Source organism: Brevibacillus fluminis, assembly GCF_003710825.1.
GTDB lineage: Bacteria > Bacillota > Bacilli > Brevibacillales > Brevibacillaceae > Brevibacillus_D > Brevibacillus_D fluminis.
This window is the reverse complement of sequence record NZ_RHHQ01000015.1, coordinates 90208-106444: the sequence shown is the minus strand read 5'-3', so window position 1 is coordinate 106444 and position 16237 is coordinate 90208. Positions and strand designations below refer to the sequence as shown.

Below are 16237 nucleotides of genomic sequence, written 5' to 3'. Positions count from 1 at the left end.
CTATTTGACCGCGGTCAAACTGATGTATTTTTCTCCACCGGCTGTCTGTGCCCGGTCGATCGTCCGGAATCCGGCTTGTCGGTACACGCTATCCAGCTCTTCCATGCTATAGCGACGGAAGTACAGCGAATCAAGCGTATAGTCGCCTTCCCCTTGCAAATACGAGGCGAAAAACACGCCGGATGGCTTTAGTATGCGCACAACCTCGGACAAAGTTTTGCTCAAATCTTCCGGCGTGACATAAAACAGCGTCCCATTCGCCCATACCCCGTCAAAACTGTTGTCTTCAAACGGAAGCTCGCGGAAATCGCCCTGCCAAAATGGCACGCCCTCAACGGAACGCTTCGCTTCTGCAAGCATCGCCTCGCTGATGTCAAGCCCTTGCACATCCAAACGATGGCGCTTTAGACGCAGGGAATCATGGCCGACACCGCAACCCAAATCCAGTACTTTGCCGCCTGCAAGCAGCATTTGAAATGCAGGAAGCTCCTGCAACGTAATCTTTATCAAATCATCTACGTCTGTCGCCGTACTTCCCAGTCGGTCAAACGTTTCCTTATTTTTCGCAACATAATCGTCCATCATTGTCGTTCCCCCTATCGCGTTGCACTTGCCGCCGACTTTTCGCTAAAAGTCCAAGTGCGCGGCGTCCTTTTCTTACTATATCAATCAACTGGGGATTTTGACAAACGATTATGCAAAAACAAGAGCGCTTCGGCGTGTCCTGCAGACGTAAACCCGCGATTTTCGACATATAGGTTATGGAGCAGGCACAAAAGGGAGGCGAATTCTCCATGGGCATCGGCATCTACGAGTACGGCATGGTCTTGTTGACCGGCCTTTTGAGCGCGCCCCACTGCATGGGTATGTGCGGCGGCATGATGTCTGCTTGGACGCTCCAGGCAAAAAAAGAGCAGGTGCTCCCCGCCATCTTGGCGTATAATGCTGGGCGGATTTGCACCTATATCCTAATCGGCAGCTTCATGGGCTTCATTGGCTCCTTCGTCTCTGCAGCCGGTCAACTGGTCGGCATCCAGGGTGTCGCAAATCTGTTGGGCGGCTCCTTCATCCTGCTGTGGGTGTTCCGTAAATACGCGCTTCCCTTTGCAACATGGAGTCCGACCCGCTTGGCTCCTGTCCAACACTTCATTACAGCGTATCAGCAAAAAGCAGGCCTTCTCCCTGTCTTTCTGGGCGGCCTGCTGTTTGGTTTCATCCCATGCGGACTTACCTATACAATGCACATGAAGGCCGCGACGACCGGCAGCGCGATGCAAGGCGCGCTCACCTTGCTCAGCTTCGGCATGGGCACCTTGCCCGCGCTGCTCGTCATCGGTCTATTTGCTATCGGTCTTGGCAAAGCGGTTCGCCAGCGCGTCCTGTTCGCCGCCAATGTGCTTGCGGTCACATTCGGCTTACTCGCCATTTTGCGCGGGATGGTCTTCAACGGCTGGATTCCCAGCATCAGCCCATGGCTGTGGTAGCTGCATTGCCGTAGGCACTTTACCGTACAGCCTCAAAAGGAAACTCTACCTGTTTCTCTCCTTGATCTCCTGAGATTGTGATATGGGCAATCCACGGCCCCACCATCGTCGGAATGACCGTTGCCTCATAGCGCCCTTCTCCTTTAGACTGTGCCGCAACAGCCTCCTCCCCATGCTCCATTCCGTCCATCCCCAGCTTCACCGAGACCGTTGCATTCCCCCACACTTGCTGCTGTTCGGCGGTCAGAGCCAGCACCAATTTGTTTTCTTTCAAGCTTATTGCTGGCCCCGGCGTGATCGAGATATCGAACTCCTTGTTTGGTTGCGCTACCGATGATGCAGGATCTGCTTGTTGTGATGCCGCACATCCGGTTGCAAACAGCAGCATAACGAAAACCGCAGCAAACGCGCGATGCAGCATGTGATGCTCCCTCCTCTTCTTTTGCTTAAGCGTATTCCCGTGAGGCTCAGGTCATTCTATTTCCGCCCAAAAACGCATACACATCCTTTGTGGACACGCTTGCGTATGCGAGGGGGAACAAGATGAAATATCCAACGACAACCTTTCAAATAAAAGGTATGACTTGCGCTGCTTGCGCGAACCGGATCGAAAAAGTGGTGAGCCGTGCAGAGGGAGTGCTCGACGTGCAGGTAAATCTCACGATGGAGCGGGGAAAAGTGACCTACGATCCGGCCAAGATCGACCATAACCGGATCGCAGACAAAGTGAATCAGCTGGGGTTCACAGCAGTTATGCAGCGTGAGAATACGGAAACGCCGCTTGATTCCGGAAGCGAGATTCGCAGGCTTGCGCTAAAAAGCATCACGGCGCTCTTGCTGTCCGTCCCGTTGCTTTGGGCGATGGCTGCACACATCCCGTTTTTATCGTTCGTCTATGTGCCCGCCCTCTTTCTCAATCCGCTGTTTCAACTGCTCGTTACGTTTCCGATCCAGTTTCTCATCGGCTTCTCGTTTTACCGTGGGGCATGGAACTCGCTTCGACACCGATCAGCGAACATGGATGTGCTTGTTGTGCTCAGCACCTCCGCCGCGTTTTTTTACAGCCATTACTTAACGTTTCAGTCGTGGCCGGATCGATCCCTGCATAATACGCCACTCTATTATGAATCCAGTGCGCTGATCATCACATTCCTTTGCATCGGCAAGCTCTTGGAGGCCATTTCCAAGAGCAAAACGCTGCGAACCCTGGAACAGCTGTATGAGCTGCAATCAAAGGAAGCGACGGTAATCCGACAAAAGCAAACGATCATCATCCCGATCGAGGGGCTTATGCGCGGCGATCTCGTGCTCGTAGGGCCTGGAGAGACGATACCTGCGGACGGTGAAATCGTCAGCGGCGCATCGGTTGTCGACGAATCGGCTTTTACCGGCGAAAGCATCCCTGTCGCAAAGCAAGCGGGCGACCGGGTGATCGGCGCGACCCGCAATATCAGCGGTCCGCTCACACTCAAAGTGACCAAAATCGGTAGCGAAACCGCGCTCGCGCAGATCATCGCCATCGTGGAGGAAGCACAGGCGACAAAAGCGCCGATCCAGCGTATCGCTGACGAGCTGACGGAAGTCTTTGTCCCGATCATTGTTACGATCGCCTCCATTACGTTTTTCGCGTGGTACATACTGTTCAACCCTGGCGCTTTGGGGACGGCGCTGGAAAAAGCGATCGCTGTCCTGATCGTGGCTTGCCCCTGTGCGCTCGGCCTCGCCACCCCTACCTCCATCCTGGTCGGATCTGGTGTTGCCGCCCGTGAAGGAGTGCTGTTCAAGCAAGGGAAAGACCTCGAGCTCTTGCACAAAGCGGATGTGATCGCTTTCGATAAAACCGGTACCATCACCAAAGGAGAGCCGCACGTCTCCGATGTGTGGGTTTTGGTCGGTCAACAGCAATCGTTTTGGCGAATGCTCGGCAGCGTCGAACAGCAATCCGAGCATCCGATCGCCCAAGCTTTGCTGCGTACAGCAGTACAACAAGTCGCTCCACTCCCTCAGGCTTCGAACCAACAGGAAATCCCTGGCTTTGGGGTCGAAGCGGTCGTGGAAGGAAAGCACGTGCTTGCTGGTTCGTCCCGCTTTTTGCAGCAGCACGGGATCGACCTGTCGCGGGCAGAGCATATGCTCTCACATGCGGAACAGCAAGGCAAAAACGTCGTCATGATGGCGGTCAACGGCACGCTAGCGGGACTTGTCGCGGTGACGGACACAATCAAGCCGAGCTCGCGCAAAGCGATCTTGCGCCTGCATAAAATGGGCAAGGAATTGACGATGATCACAGGTGACAACGAGCGTGCCGCCCAAGCGGTCGCTCGCCATGTGGGCATTTCTCGTGTGCATGCCGAAGTGCTGCCGGAAGAAAAAGCACGGATTTTGCGTTCGTACCAGCAAAAAGGTAAGCTCGTGGCAATGGTCGGCGACGGCACGAACGATGCCCCTGCCCTGTCGGTGGCCGATATCGGCGTGGCGGTCGGAACCGGGACAAATGTCGCCATCTCCACCGCCGACGTGGTCATCATGCGCAAAGATTTGGACGGTTTGGTAACTGCTCTGCTGCTAAGCCAGGCCACGATGCGCAACATTAAGCAAAACCTGTTTTGGGCGCTTGCGTACAACTGTATCGGGATTCCCTTGACGATGCTTGGCTTTTTGGCCCCGTGGGTTGCGGCGGCGGCGATGGCGATGAGCTCGATTACGGTGGTTTGGAATGCGTTGAGGTTGCGGAGGGTGAGGTTGTAAAGATTTTGTTTTGTGGAGGCGAGGGGATTTTCGGAAAAACGTTGCGCGAAAGACATGTCGATGCCCGCAAGGGTGTCGGGGAGTGGCAGGCACCGCCAAAGCTTTCGCTCCACGTTTTTCCAAAAATCCCTGAGCTGCGGGGAAAGACAAAATCTTTACAACTTGAAAAATGATAGAAAAAGAAAAAAGCCCATTGGTGAGGATTTTTTGGTGGTATCCTCGGTCAATGGGCATTATTTATGCTTTTCGATGTTTGCATAAATTGAGCGGCTTACCTGCTCAATTTATTGATGGCTTGGGCGATGGCGAAGTCTTTGCCGGTCAATCCGTTGGCCTTTTTGGACGAGAGCACGAATGAGACCCGATCGCCAGCGATTCGGATTTCAGCGTGATCGTGGTCTTGCTCCAAATAGGAGGCGACCCGATTGACGAACTCCATCGCTTTTGGAAATGGTGTACAGGTAAAGCTTTGCGTCAGTGCGCGCTCGTCATCCGTCAGACTCCAACCTGGCACTTTTCCCAAATTGAATTTGACCTGATCGATGGTGAGCTTGGTCATGGCGGTTCCCTCCCTTGGCCGATGAATGGCCGTGCTTTTTGCTTTCATCATATGAAGGAACCGTAGTGAAAAATCACTGGATACGCGCCGCCATTCCGCCTAACTTCGAGACCGTTTTCAGCCTTATTTCCGCGCGTAAAAAATCATCCGCTTGGACTGCTCGCTCTCATACGGCTCACAGTTGTACGTGCCGAACGTTTGAATATCGCTAAAGCCGGCCAGCTTTAGCATCTCGAGCATTTCTTCCTGTTCATAGAGACGCACCTGTTCCCAATATTCGCGCGACCCCGAGGCTTCCGCATCTGTGATGCGGATTCGCTTTTTGACATAGCCTTCCTCGATGGTCCGCTCCTCTTCGATCATCAGCCCCTCGATCTCTCGCTCGGAATGAGGCACGAGATTTGCCTTCAAATAAGCGGGGTTCAAATAATCGATGACCACCTCGCCGCCAGGCTTGAGCGCCTTCATCATGTTGGCAATCACCAACCGATTCTCATCGTCTGTGGCAAAATAGCCGAAGCTCGTGAAAAGGTTAAAGACGATATCGAATTCTTGCTCAAAAGGGATGTCCCGCATATCGTATTGAAAATAGTGAAGATTGTCATATGTATTTTGCTCCTCGGCCAAAGCCAAAAACACGTCAGATAGGTCCACGCCGACCACTTCATAGCCGAGCGCTGCCAACGCCCGCGAATGACGTCCGCTACCACAGCACAAATCGAGGACGCGACCCTGTCGCTTGATCGGCAGATGGCTTAATAACTCATTTACTTCCTGATTGGCAGAGCTTTCGTCGCGATGCCGGTACACCAACAAATAATCTTCACGAAAGCTGCGTTCAAACCAAGGTTCGGTCATAGATCGATGTCTCCTTTTCCTTCTTGCACTTTGCAAATTATATCACACTGTCTTTGCGCTTGTTACCTTTTCAATCGATTGCGCGCATTACCAAGTGCAGTTGGTTGGCGAATGGCTTATACAGACAGCACGAAAGCCGCCCTGCCGAACCAGCTCAGGCGGCTTTCGTTGTTTATCGGCTCTCCACATCTACAGATAAGACATGGTGCACGCTCTTGATTAACGTATAAACATCGGTTGTATAAATTTTTTCCGGTGCCAATATCAGCATTTCCAGCCGTTGGTGGCCATTGTCCAAATCTCGAACCTTTACCCGCTTGATCGTCATATCCAGATGCTTGATTTCTTTGAAAAGGGCGTTCAGATCATGGTTCTCCTCCACCTCAATCCGAATCGACAAGTCTCGTTTTCGCAGCGAGCTGGGACCGATCATCTTGATAAAAAAAGGCAGCACATTGATGGCAAAAATAATCATCAGGCTGGCCGTGATCGCCTCATAATAAAATCCGGCGCCTACCGCAATTCCGAGGCCGGATGCCGCCCACACCATCGACGCGGTAGTCAGCCCTGAAATCACGTCATTGCTACGTCGCAAAATCACGCCGGCGCCCAGAAAACCAACCCCACTGACGACCTGTGCAGCAAGCCGCATCGGGTCCATATTCGTATGGCCGGGAACCGAATAGCGGTGGACCGCTTCGATCGAAACGAGCGTCACCAGACAGCTTGCCACAGAAATCACCATGCTCGTTTTTACCCCGAGCGGTTTGCTCTTTAGCTGTCTGTCGATGCCGATCAAAAGCCCCAAAAACAACGAAATACTCAACTTGATCATGAAGTCGTATGTCATCGTGTCGTCTCTCCTCTAGTCTCCATCGCCGCTTTGCCCTTGCAAAAGGTTGCGCTACTAATAGTTAGAATAATGACAAAATATAGTAACAGAAGTGTAAGCGCAAAGGCTCTGACGGTCAAGCTATTTCTTAGTGTCGTTCGCAAACGGTCAAATTATGTTAGATAAAGAATACGCAGCAAATCAAGAGGAAATGCTTGCTTGTAAAAAAAATGAGCAACTCCTGGAAACAAAAAAAAACAGCCGCTCTCTTTTGCAAGAGAAGCGACTGTCTGCTATTTAGTTGGCGATATAGGCGTATTTGTAGTAAGCTCCGCCCAATGGGAAGATGATGAAATCTTTCACCCGATCGTTTTTCACGTACGGATTTCCACGGAAGTTGATCGGTGCAAGCGGCATTTCATCCATGAGGATCGTTTCCGCATCAAGCAAAATTTGCTTCCGCTTCGCCGGATCGGTTTCTTGGTAGCTCTTATCAATCAGCTCTTTAAATTGCGCGTTTTCCCATTTCGGATTGTTGTTACCGCCCGTTTTGTCGCGGAACATTTCCAGGAAGTTGATCGGATCGTTGAAGTCTGCACCCCACAGGAAGCGGCCGAGATCATAATTGGCATTGTGCACATTGTCATTGTACACTTTCCACTCGGTATTGTAGAGCTTGACGTTTACGCCAAGGTTTTTACGCCATTGGTCTTGCAGCGCTTCCGCCATCTTTTTATAAATATCCGATGTATTGTAGGAGTAGGTGACTTCTGGGAATTCTTTCAGCCCGAGCTCCTTCATCCCTTCTGCAAGCAGCTCCTTGGCTTTGGCAGGATCTTCTTTGAAGTATCCGTCCGGCTTCAGGCCCATCGATGTCGGCACCCAACCATAAGCGGCCGGTACCCCGGTTTGCAAAATATTGTCGATAATTTCCTGACGGTTGATCGCATAGGAGAACGCCTGACGAATTTTCTTATTGTTGAACGGCGGCTTGGTGGTATTGAAAATGACCGACTGTGTGCCAGGGTTATCAGCTACCATCAGCTTGCCTTCCTCTTTGATTTTCGGAATCGCGTCCGCTGGCAAGCCTGTCGCCGGATAGCCGCCCCAGTCGCTCTCGCCGCCTTCAAACATCGACAGCGCGGTGTTGTTGTCCTCAATCATGGAAATCTCGATACGGTCGAGCTTCACATGATCTTTATCCCAGTATGTCGGACTTTTCGTAAATACCATTTTGGTTTTATGCTCCCATGTATCGAGTACAAACGGTCCGTTTCCGATAAGCGTCTTCGGATCCGACGCCCATTTCGGGTTGCTTTCCACCGTTTTTTGATGCAGTGGGAAAAGCGTCGTAAACTGTGTCAACTCACGGAAAAACGGTGTCGGCGATTTCAGTTGGAATTCCAGCGTATAGTCATCAACCGCCTTGACGCCGACATCTTCCGCTTTGCCTTTTCCCGTGTTGTATTCTTCTCCGCCTTTGAGGTAATAAAGCTGATACGCATAGCCGGAAGCCGTTTTCGGGTCGAGATTGCGTTTCAGCGCGTATTCGAAATCGTGCGCCGTTACCGGATCGCCGTTTTGCCATTTGGCGTCCTTGCGAATTTTGAAGGTAAACTTCGTGTAATCCGGTGAATTGGTGAAGCTCTCCGCGACGGCATTGTCCAGCTGACCTTTCAAATCATAGCTGGTCAAGCCCTCAAAACAGGCGTTGATCATGTCCATGGAATCCGATTCGGTCGCGATTCCCGGGTCCATTGTCGGCGGTTCGCCGCTGATCGTCCAGCGCAGCACCATCGGCCCACTTTTTGCCGGCTCTGTCGATTGGGTATTGCTTGGAGTAGTATTCGTGGTCGTTGTCTGTGCGGTGTCTGTTGGTGTAGAGCTACAGCCGGTCGCTACACTAAGCAGCAGCGTAGCCCCTGTAACCATGGTGAGCCACTTTTTCATAATGATTCTCCCCTTTTGGCGAAAGCATTCGGTTGATGAAAAACAGGCTGGTTGCTGAATCAGGACTTTACTTCATTACTAGACAAAAGTATAAATGCATGAAATTACCCTGTTCCAGCCTAATCTTCAATCGTTCACTCACCATCTTTTGTATTTTTATAAATTTTCAGTTATATGAGAAGGATAATGGAAACAGATGGGCTTGTCACTAAACAAACTGTATGAAAAAATCTTTTACGACACCCATGCTTCCCATATTTTTTATACTTTTTGTACAATGACACCTAATTTTTGTAAAACTTCTCCCTGTATTTTCGGTTCTTCCCTGACAAGAACCAGCGAAACGCTGCCAAATCCGCCAAGGCGTATGAGAATTCGGTATCGAATGGGGAAAACAGACGAATTGTAGAAATGAAAAAACGTATATGTGGGAGCGGGCGCAAAACCTAAGTTCTTCAGTGGCCCCCTGACAATGGAGTCACTCAACGTTCTATCTTGTATCTTGGTAAGTGACCGAACAAACCAAATACATAGAACGGAGTGGGACTGGTGAACCCGCTCCCAGTTGTTAACAATGAAAAACCAATTGTATCATTGTACCTTCACCGAACTTACTTTCTATTCTTAATTCTGCGTCATGAATGTTCGCGATCTCCTTACATAATGAAAGTCCGAGCCCGAGCCCTCCTCCATTCGCTCTCGATCTCGATTTGTCGGACATAAAAAATGGCTCAAAGACTTTTGTTATGTCGTCATCAGGAATACCGATCCCTGTATCTTTCACTTCCAGAATAATTCTTGACTCAGTATCTCTGTATGAACGTAGAAGTATTTTATCGTTGTTCTTCGACGCTTTAATCGCATTGTCTATCAGGTTTGTAAGTAAAATTTTCATCAAATCCTTATCCATTAAAACACTAAGATGCTCCGTCGATATTTCCAAATCAATATTCTTTATGTTCAGCTTTGGAATAATGGAATTTTTGGTTTCCATAAAAAGTTCATCAAGTTTTCCCTTTTTCAACTCAAAATCTTCTTTTCGCAAAACAATGAGCTCCATAAGCTTAAATGTCAGTTTCTCTAGCCGCTTTCCTTCTGAATAGATAAAGCTTAATGAATTGATATAAGTCTCTTCATCATATTTATTCGTTCGTAAATAATCCGCATAGCCTATGATCGAAGTTAAGGGAGTCCTTAGTTCATGTACCAGGTTATCGATAAACCTTTGCTTGTCTTCTGAAGTTTTTTTAAGCTGGTTTACTTTATCTTCTACATCAACTGCCATCAAATTGAAATTTTCCGCTAACAACCCGATTTCATCATTCGATTTCACCTTTACTCTTTCGCTGAAATTCCCGCCTGCAATTAGTCTTGTTGACTTGATAAGTTTAGTAATCGGTTTTACGATAAACATGCTCATTATAATGGTAACTATGACTAAAACTACCGAAATAAGAACATTTAATTTTATTAATAGGCTTAATAAGTCTTTTCTATTTTCATAAACACTCGAAATATCTTTCGCGTAAGAAACCTTATAGTGATTATTTTCCAAGTAAACATTCTTAGCTATAAATAAGTAAGTCTTTTCCCCTAAATCCCGTATGATGTAATTTACTTTATCAGATGGTATGTTTAATTCTTCTCGATCAGCAAGAGTTACCTTGTTGTTTTTAAAATGACTAAAAATAACCTTATTTTTTTCATCTATTACATCCAGATATACATCCTGTTCTCCGAGGTTGTCCAAGTAAGTACTAATCATTGAATCTATGTTTTGTTTGCCAACTCCTTCAGCATCGGGGTTTGAAGATTTTTGAACTTTAAGCAGATATAGATTTGATTCTAAAGAGTTAGCAAATCGCTCCTGTTCACTTATCCCGGAACGGATCTCCATATTGAGATTTAGTTTAAAGCTACTATTAATAAGGTATATGGATGCTGGTACAAAAAAGATTTCAAAAATGATTAATGTACATAAAAAAATCCTCTGCCAAAATTTCATTTATTCCTCCAGCCTATATCCCAACTTAAATACTGTTTTAATTTCATCTTTCCATTCCAGCTTTTTTCTTAGCTTTTGTATATGGTTGTCTATCGTACGAGTCTCGCCAATGTAGTCATATCCCCAAATTTTTTCTATTATTTTTTCCCGCGTTAATACGATGTTTTTATTTTGTACTAAAAACACCAATAACTCGAACTCTTTCAAGGTAAGCTCAATAACTTCACCGTTCTTTTTAACCTGCATTTCTTGCAAGTATACTTCTGTGTCTTTAAAATTTATGATGTTGCTTTTTTTATTGTAATGCCTTAATACATTTTCAATCCTCGCCAGTAATTCAATTCCTTCAAAGGGTTTCGTAATATAGTCATCTACTCCCGCTTTTAATCCATACACCTTATCTGCAACTGAACTTTTAGCAGTTAAAAAAATGACAGGTATCCCTAAAGGTTTAATTTTTTCGAATAAGGTAAATCCATCAACTTTTGGAAGCATAACATCCAAAAGTATTAGATCAAAACGATCGCTTTCAATTACGCTTAGAGCTTCCTCTCCATTAAAAACGATTGAACTCATATAATTTGCCGTATTTAAATTCAATTTTATTAAATTTGCTACTGCGATATCATCTTCAACAACTAATATTTTAATCATTCTGTTTTTACCTCATTCCTTTTGTAACGGTTAGATGGACTAAGTACGATTTAGGGTACTTACTCCATCTAACCAGTCCTACAAAATCAATTTTAATTCACTTTCAGTTCTCTGAAATTCTCACGGTAATCTTTTTCTTCGGAAGGTAGAGGGATTAGTCTGTCATAATTAATCTCATAACTAGATACTGAATAATTCTTCAGACTAATTGTCATTGTTACATCCCTTCCATCTTCCAAATTGCAAAGAACACGTATGGTTCCGGAACTAGCAGTCTTACTAACCTTCATCGTATTTTCCTTAACATTTTTCTGTTGTTTATGAAAAAAGTTGATAACCGCAGATTTAACTTTCACATCAGCGATTGTTGCCTCTGAGCTTCGAGCTTCATTAGTGAAAGCAGTTAAAGAAACAATTTCACCTGTTTTTTCATTAATGACAATGCGATTCGAAGCAGCCATTGGCTGGTTTAAGTCTTCAGCACGAACAAACTGCACCACAATAACATTTGCAGTATCTTTTTTGGCGTTTTCTTTTACTACAGCTGCATCTTCTTTTGAATATAAATCCATAAAAAACTTAAAATCTTCTTGCGCATTCGTTCTATTGACACGCGCTTCACCAAAAGATTTTGCGTCAAGCCCCATATAGTCTTTTAGAGCTTTGGTTGCCATTTTTACCGCTTCTTCATCACTAATCTTTCCATTTGCTACTTTGACTTCATGATTTTTAGTGGTTTGATTTGTGCCATTTCCTTCTTTGTTTGTCACCGTTACGACGTTGTTTTTAGTAGAATTAACCGCGTATTCACTTGCATATACAGCTGCTGTAGCACCGCCTACAATTGATAGTGCCATCGAAAAAACGAGAATATTTTTTTTATTCATAGTAATGCCTCCTAAAATTTTTTGTTTTTGGTTTGTGCACGAAACCTTTGTTACAAGGTTTAGAATATAGACGGAATATGTAAAAAGTATCTTTCAGTTGTCTCTAAGTTGTAAATTTTATAATGAGAAGACAGGTGATTTTTAATAGGCAAGATTGAAAAAACCACCTGGAGAGTGGGTTTCAGGTGGTTCACTTGTTCTCTACTACAATACTCATAATGCTGATGGCACTAACGAGTGCGAAGGGGAAATACATAAAAAACTGCTTCAAGAAGAGATGTTAATTCCGAGCGTCTCCTCCACCACTGCAACCGTGAAATTGGAAGATGTATAACCTCTGAAGCTATATTTCGTGATGTACAAAAAAACAGCAAGGTTGGCCTGCGATCAGCCTTGCTGTTTTTTTGTAGGGAGGAAAGACGCTGCCGTGAAAAGTGTCAGATCTGCCTGGCTGTGGCCGCTCGGCTGTCTCTGTGACAACAAGCTTAATCCTTTTTCATATCGGCCTATGACAGCCGACGTTTCTGAACTTGTCCCAATACCGCTATTGAGGCGGATCGGGAATCAGGCTTTCATCGATTGCTTCCAAAAGGGGCCGCTGCCAAGATTACGTTCTCATCCGACGATTTAATCCATTAAAGTGCTTAAGCATTTGGGTGAAATCATGAAGCTCCTCATCTTTCCAGTCCGAGATTCGTTCAAAAAAAACAGACTCTTTCTCCTTAAGCGCATCTATTATTTTTTGTTGTCCATACTCGGTAAGAGATAACACAATTCCACGACCATCATTAGGGGAAGTTTCTCTGCTCACATACCCTAGAGACTGGAGCTGTTTGACAAGGCGACTGACCGAGCTTCGATCCATCGCAGTTGATTCCGCTAAAGTGGCGGCATTAGTTGGGCCATAGGAGTACAGCCAGCGAACAATATGGAAAGCTGCAGGCTGTAAGGAGGAATCGAATTTAGCTGCGGATCTGACATTTAGGGCATGTGAAGCGCTGATGAGGGCGTTCAGCTGCTCGCCTAACTCAATCTCCAGTTTCTCCCTCGGTTCATTTTTGAATGGAGTATCGTTCATCCTCACTCACCTTTCTTTCGATCAAATAATAACTCAATTTTAATTGACATATATCAATTACTTCAATATGATGGACATATGTCAACTAAATAGTTCACCTATTGTTTTTCAAAAAAATTGTATCACATGAAGGAGTAATGATAATGTCTAAAAAAGCAACTGTTGTCATAACAGGTGCCACCAGCGGTCTTGGACAGCTTGTCGCGATTGAATTGGCAAGACGCAGCTTTGACCTTGTCTTAACTGCCAGGAGTAAAAAACGCTCTGATGCTACTAGAAAACTGATTGAAGCGAATACATCATCGGCAAAGGTTGATTTTTTTTATGGAGATTTATCGCTATTAGAGGATGTTAAACGGATTGGCAGTGAAATAGCAGCCGCTTACCCTAAAATTGATGTGCTGTTGAACAATGCGGGAATTCATGCCTTCGAGCCCCGTATTACTCCCGAGGGGCTTCCTGAAATGATTGCAGTCAATTATTTATCGCCGTGGCTGTTGTCACATACGCTAAAACCGTCTCTACAGAACGCAGGGAAGGCCAAAGTTGTCAATGTTGCCTCTGAAGCTTCACGCCGTCACGGCGTTTTAAAGCTCCCCGAGGATTTAACTGATACAACTCCCTTTACCGCTCGCGGCTCATCCGCCATTTATGGAAAAACCAAATTGTTTACTATTATGTTCACTGCTGAACTGGCACGAAGGTGGGCTGGTACGGGAATCAGCGTAAATGCGCTAAATCCAGGATTTAATGTTACTGGACTAGGACGAGAACTTTGGTTTGCATCCGCATTAGAACGATTGTTGAAAGCCCTTCGTCTTGGCGATCCGCGAAGAGGAGCCGATATTATTACACGATTGATTGTAGAGCCGGAATATCAAAAAATGACAGGCGGATACTTTAATGTTGGGACAGGAAAATCAATTGAACCGGTGCCTCCCGGGGGAGATGCTGCAACTCAGCACAAATTGTGGCAGGCTACAGAAGATTTGCTGGAGCAAAAGGGGTTTCTTTCCTAAAACACCGATGATGAAAGGAATAGACAAACGATGAGGAGAGTTACTTAAACACACCGTCAAAAGTGGTTCCCTTCTGTCTATTATGTTCTTGGGAGAATTTATTACCGTTATAAATCAAACTTTTTTGAGTGTGGCGACTCTGGAACTGTCTAAAAACTCAAAAAGCCTTAAGGGATAAGTTATTTTGTTGTACATATCCTTTAACTTTTAAAAAAAATAGATGTGTAACGACATTGCCATACATTACAAATAAAAATGTTGACAAAGTTAAAAGATGATGATAAATTTGTTTGAAAATACAGAATCTTATGGAGGGATACTCAGAATGCACAAAGCCGAAAGCCAGCCTTGGATCAACGCAGGTACACTAACGTCGATCCAAGAGAAGGGCCACAAGTTAATCCATGGCGGGATCGCTGTGTTTTATCACGAGGAGAAGGTTTATGCGGTAGACAATCGCTGTCCGCACATGGGATTTCCTCTGCATATGGGTAGCTTGTGCGACGGGATACTCACCTGTCATTGGCATCATGCGCGCTTTGACGTTTGCAGCGGTGGAACGTTGGATCCGTGGGCGGACGATGTTCCATCCTATGAAGTGAAAATTGAAAATGGAGTAGTTTGGGTGAATCCGCATCCAAAACAAACGAACAGCATTGAGAAATACAAACTTCGGTTGCGAGAAGGCCTGGAGCAAAATCTCGGTCTCGTGATTGCCAAAGCAGTCGTCGGATTGGTGGAAGCTGGCGTTCCAGCAGCGGAAATCATGCGGGTTGGCATCAATTTCGGTACCGTTTATGGAAGAGGCTGGAATTCGGGGCTCACCATACTTACCGCGATGTCAAATGTGTTACCGAAGCTAGATAAAGCAGGAACGATCCTCGCTCTTTTTCAGGGGCTGCTTCATGTGGCTCGCAACAGCTCTGGTGCCGCGGCGCGGCATCTGCTGAAGCCGCTACCCGGAGCTGACGTGCCGCTCGAGCGGTTGACGGAATGGTACCGCAATTGTATCGAGGTCCGCGATACACAAGGGGCTGAAAGAGTGTTGCTCACGGCGGTCCATCAGGGTGCTTCCCTGGAGAAGCTTTCGGAGATGATGTTGATGGCGGTGACCGATCACTTTTATTTGGACGGCGGTCATACGTTCGATTTCCATAATAAAGCCTTTGAAGCGATTGACCTTATCGGCGAAGAGCACACCGAGCAGACGCTGACCTCACTGGTTCGACTCCTCGCAGATCCTACCCGGAGTGAGGAACTTCATCAGTGGCAGTCGCCAGTGAATTTGATCGTTCCGCTGAAGGAAGCATTCGCGCAGTTGGATAGTTTTCCTCTGGCCGAGCCATATACAGATATTTCCGCAGCGGATGAAGAGAAAATCGTGGAACAGCTGTTAAGCGACGAACCACTTGAAACAGTGAACCTCGTCACGGAGCTCTTGAAATCCGGCGCACATCCGGCCCAACTGGCCCAACTGGTTGCTTTGGCCGCGGCGGAACGGATCGTTCGCTTCCATACCCAGAATGATTTCGGGGATTGGATCTCCGTTTTGCATACCTTTACCTATACCCATGCTGTGCATGAGCGTTTGCGCCGCTCGACCCAGCCTCTGCTCATCCGGGCGATCTACCACGGGATAATCAGCATTTATTTGGATCGTTTTTTGAATATCCCAGCGGCAAAACGTCCGGATGGATCGGCCGTCCCCGCCGTCGACACTACCAATCCGGAGCGGCTGCTGGAAATTTTGGATCAACGCCAGCAGGTGCACGAAGCGGCGCGCTGGACAGCCGGCTACCTGCACGCCGGCGGCGACCCTGACGCCCTGCTTAATACGTTAGGCCATGCGCTCTTACGCGAGGACGCCGAATTCCATTCGTTTCAGATGTACGAAGCGGCGGTCGCCGAATATGAGCACTGGACAAAGCGCAACGACGCCTTCGCCGCCCGCGCTGGTGAAACGATGCTTCTGGCGGCAACCCGCTATTTAGCGGCCCATGCACCCACCCCCCGCGAACTGCCGCATATCGCCCGTATTGCCACTCGGCTGCACCGGGGCGAGCGGCTCTTCGAAGAGACGTAATCCTAAAGCTAAACCCTGATTGAAGAGATGACTTCAATGACAGATTTGTGATCCCAATTCTTGGCGGATTATCATATCCA

At 47.0% G+C, this 16237-nt stretch carries 14 protein-coding genes; 4 read left to right on the top strand and 10 right to left on the bottom strand.

The window, feature by feature from the left end; translation table 11 throughout:
- Positions 1 to 585, bottom strand: coding sequence for a class I SAM-dependent methyltransferase (locus tag EDM56_RS19385; protein ID WP_122919562.1), 585 nt, complete (start codon positions 583 to 585; stop codon positions 1 to 3).
- Between the two features lie 209 nt (positions 586 to 794).
- On the opposite strand from EDM56_RS19385, the gene EDM56_RS19380 reads away from it, so the two are divergent.
- Positions 795 to 1484, top strand: a complete 690-nt coding sequence (locus tag EDM56_RS19380) for a sulfite exporter TauE/SafE family protein (RefSeq protein ID WP_122919561.1) — start codon at positions 795 to 797, stop codon at positions 1482 to 1484.
- A gap of 19 nt (positions 1485 to 1503) precedes the next feature.
- Here EDM56_RS19380 and EDM56_RS19375 read toward each other — a convergent pair whose 3' ends face one another.
- Entirely contained in the window at positions 1504 to 1905 is a 402-nt protein-coding gene (locus EDM56_RS19375) for a FixH family protein (protein ID WP_122919560.1), read from the bottom strand.
- Positions 1906 to 2027: 122 nt separating this feature from the next.
- On the opposite strand from EDM56_RS19375, the gene EDM56_RS19370 reads away from it, so the two are divergent.
- Complete coding sequence (locus EDM56_RS19370; RefSeq protein WP_122919559.1) at positions 2028 to 4232, top strand: heavy metal translocating P-type ATPase; 2205 nt, start codon at positions 2028 to 2030, stop codon at positions 4230 to 4232.
- A 271-nt stretch (positions 4233 to 4503) separates the two neighbouring features.
- Here EDM56_RS19370 and EDM56_RS19365 read toward each other — a convergent pair whose 3' ends face one another.
- The 8 genes from EDM56_RS19365 to EDM56_RS19330 all read right to left on the bottom strand — a co-directional run bounded on the left by EDM56_RS19365 (position 4504) and on the right by EDM56_RS19330 (position 13055).
- Entirely contained in the window at positions 4504 to 4791 is a 288-nt protein-coding gene (locus tag EDM56_RS19365) for a 4a-hydroxytetrahydrobiopterin dehydratase (RefSeq protein ID WP_122919558.1), read from the bottom strand.
- A 123-nt stretch (positions 4792 to 4914) separates the two neighbouring features.
- Positions 4915 to 5649, bottom strand: a complete 735-nt coding sequence (locus EDM56_RS19360) for a class I SAM-dependent methyltransferase (protein ID WP_122919557.1) — start codon at positions 5647 to 5649, stop codon at positions 4915 to 4917.
- A 172-nt stretch (positions 5650 to 5821) separates the two neighbouring features.
- The gene (locus EDM56_RS19355; protein WP_122919556.1) at positions 5822 to 6499 is read right to left on the bottom strand and encodes an MgtC/SapB family protein; all 678 of its coding nucleotides are present in this window, start codon (positions 6497 to 6499) and stop codon (positions 5822 to 5824) included.
- Positions 6500 to 6778: 279 nt separating this feature from the next.
- Positions 6779 to 8431, bottom strand: coding sequence for a peptide ABC transporter substrate-binding protein (locus EDM56_RS19350; RefSeq protein ID WP_122919555.1), 1653 nt, complete (start codon positions 8429 to 8431; stop codon positions 6779 to 6781).
- 568 nt (positions 8432 to 8999) lie between these two features.
- Entirely contained in the window at positions 9000 to 10436 is a 1437-nt protein-coding gene (locus tag EDM56_RS19345) for a sensor histidine kinase (protein WP_122919554.1), read from the bottom strand.
- A complete protein-coding gene (locus EDM56_RS19340) occupies positions 10437 to 11090 on the bottom strand; it encodes a response regulator transcription factor (protein ID WP_122919553.1) in 654 nt (217 codons plus the stop codon).
- Positions 11091 to 11182: 92 nt separating this feature from the next.
- The gene (locus EDM56_RS19335) at positions 11183 to 11977 is read right to left on the bottom strand and encodes a hypothetical protein (RefSeq protein WP_122919552.1); all 795 of its coding nucleotides are present in this window, start codon (positions 11975 to 11977) and stop codon (positions 11183 to 11185) included.
- A 607-nt stretch (positions 11978 to 12584) separates the two neighbouring features.
- The gene (locus tag EDM56_RS19330) at positions 12585 to 13055 is read right to left on the bottom strand and encodes a MarR family winged helix-turn-helix transcriptional regulator (protein ID WP_122919551.1); all 471 of its coding nucleotides are present in this window, start codon (positions 13053 to 13055) and stop codon (positions 12585 to 12587) included.
- A gap of 143 nt (positions 13056 to 13198) precedes the next feature.
- On the opposite strand from EDM56_RS19330, the gene EDM56_RS19325 reads away from it, so the two are divergent.
- Positions 13199 to 14074 (top strand): SDR family NAD(P)-dependent oxidoreductase, encoded by an 876-nt coding sequence (locus tag EDM56_RS19325; RefSeq protein WP_122919550.1) that lies wholly within the window; start codon positions 13199 to 13201, stop codon positions 14072 to 14074.
- A 325-nt stretch (positions 14075 to 14399) separates the two neighbouring features.
- A complete protein-coding gene (locus EDM56_RS19320; RefSeq protein ID WP_122919549.1) occupies positions 14400 to 16157 on the top strand; it encodes a Rieske (2Fe-2S) protein in 1758 nt (585 codons plus the stop codon).
- Positions 16158 to 16237: the final 80 nt, after the last annotated feature.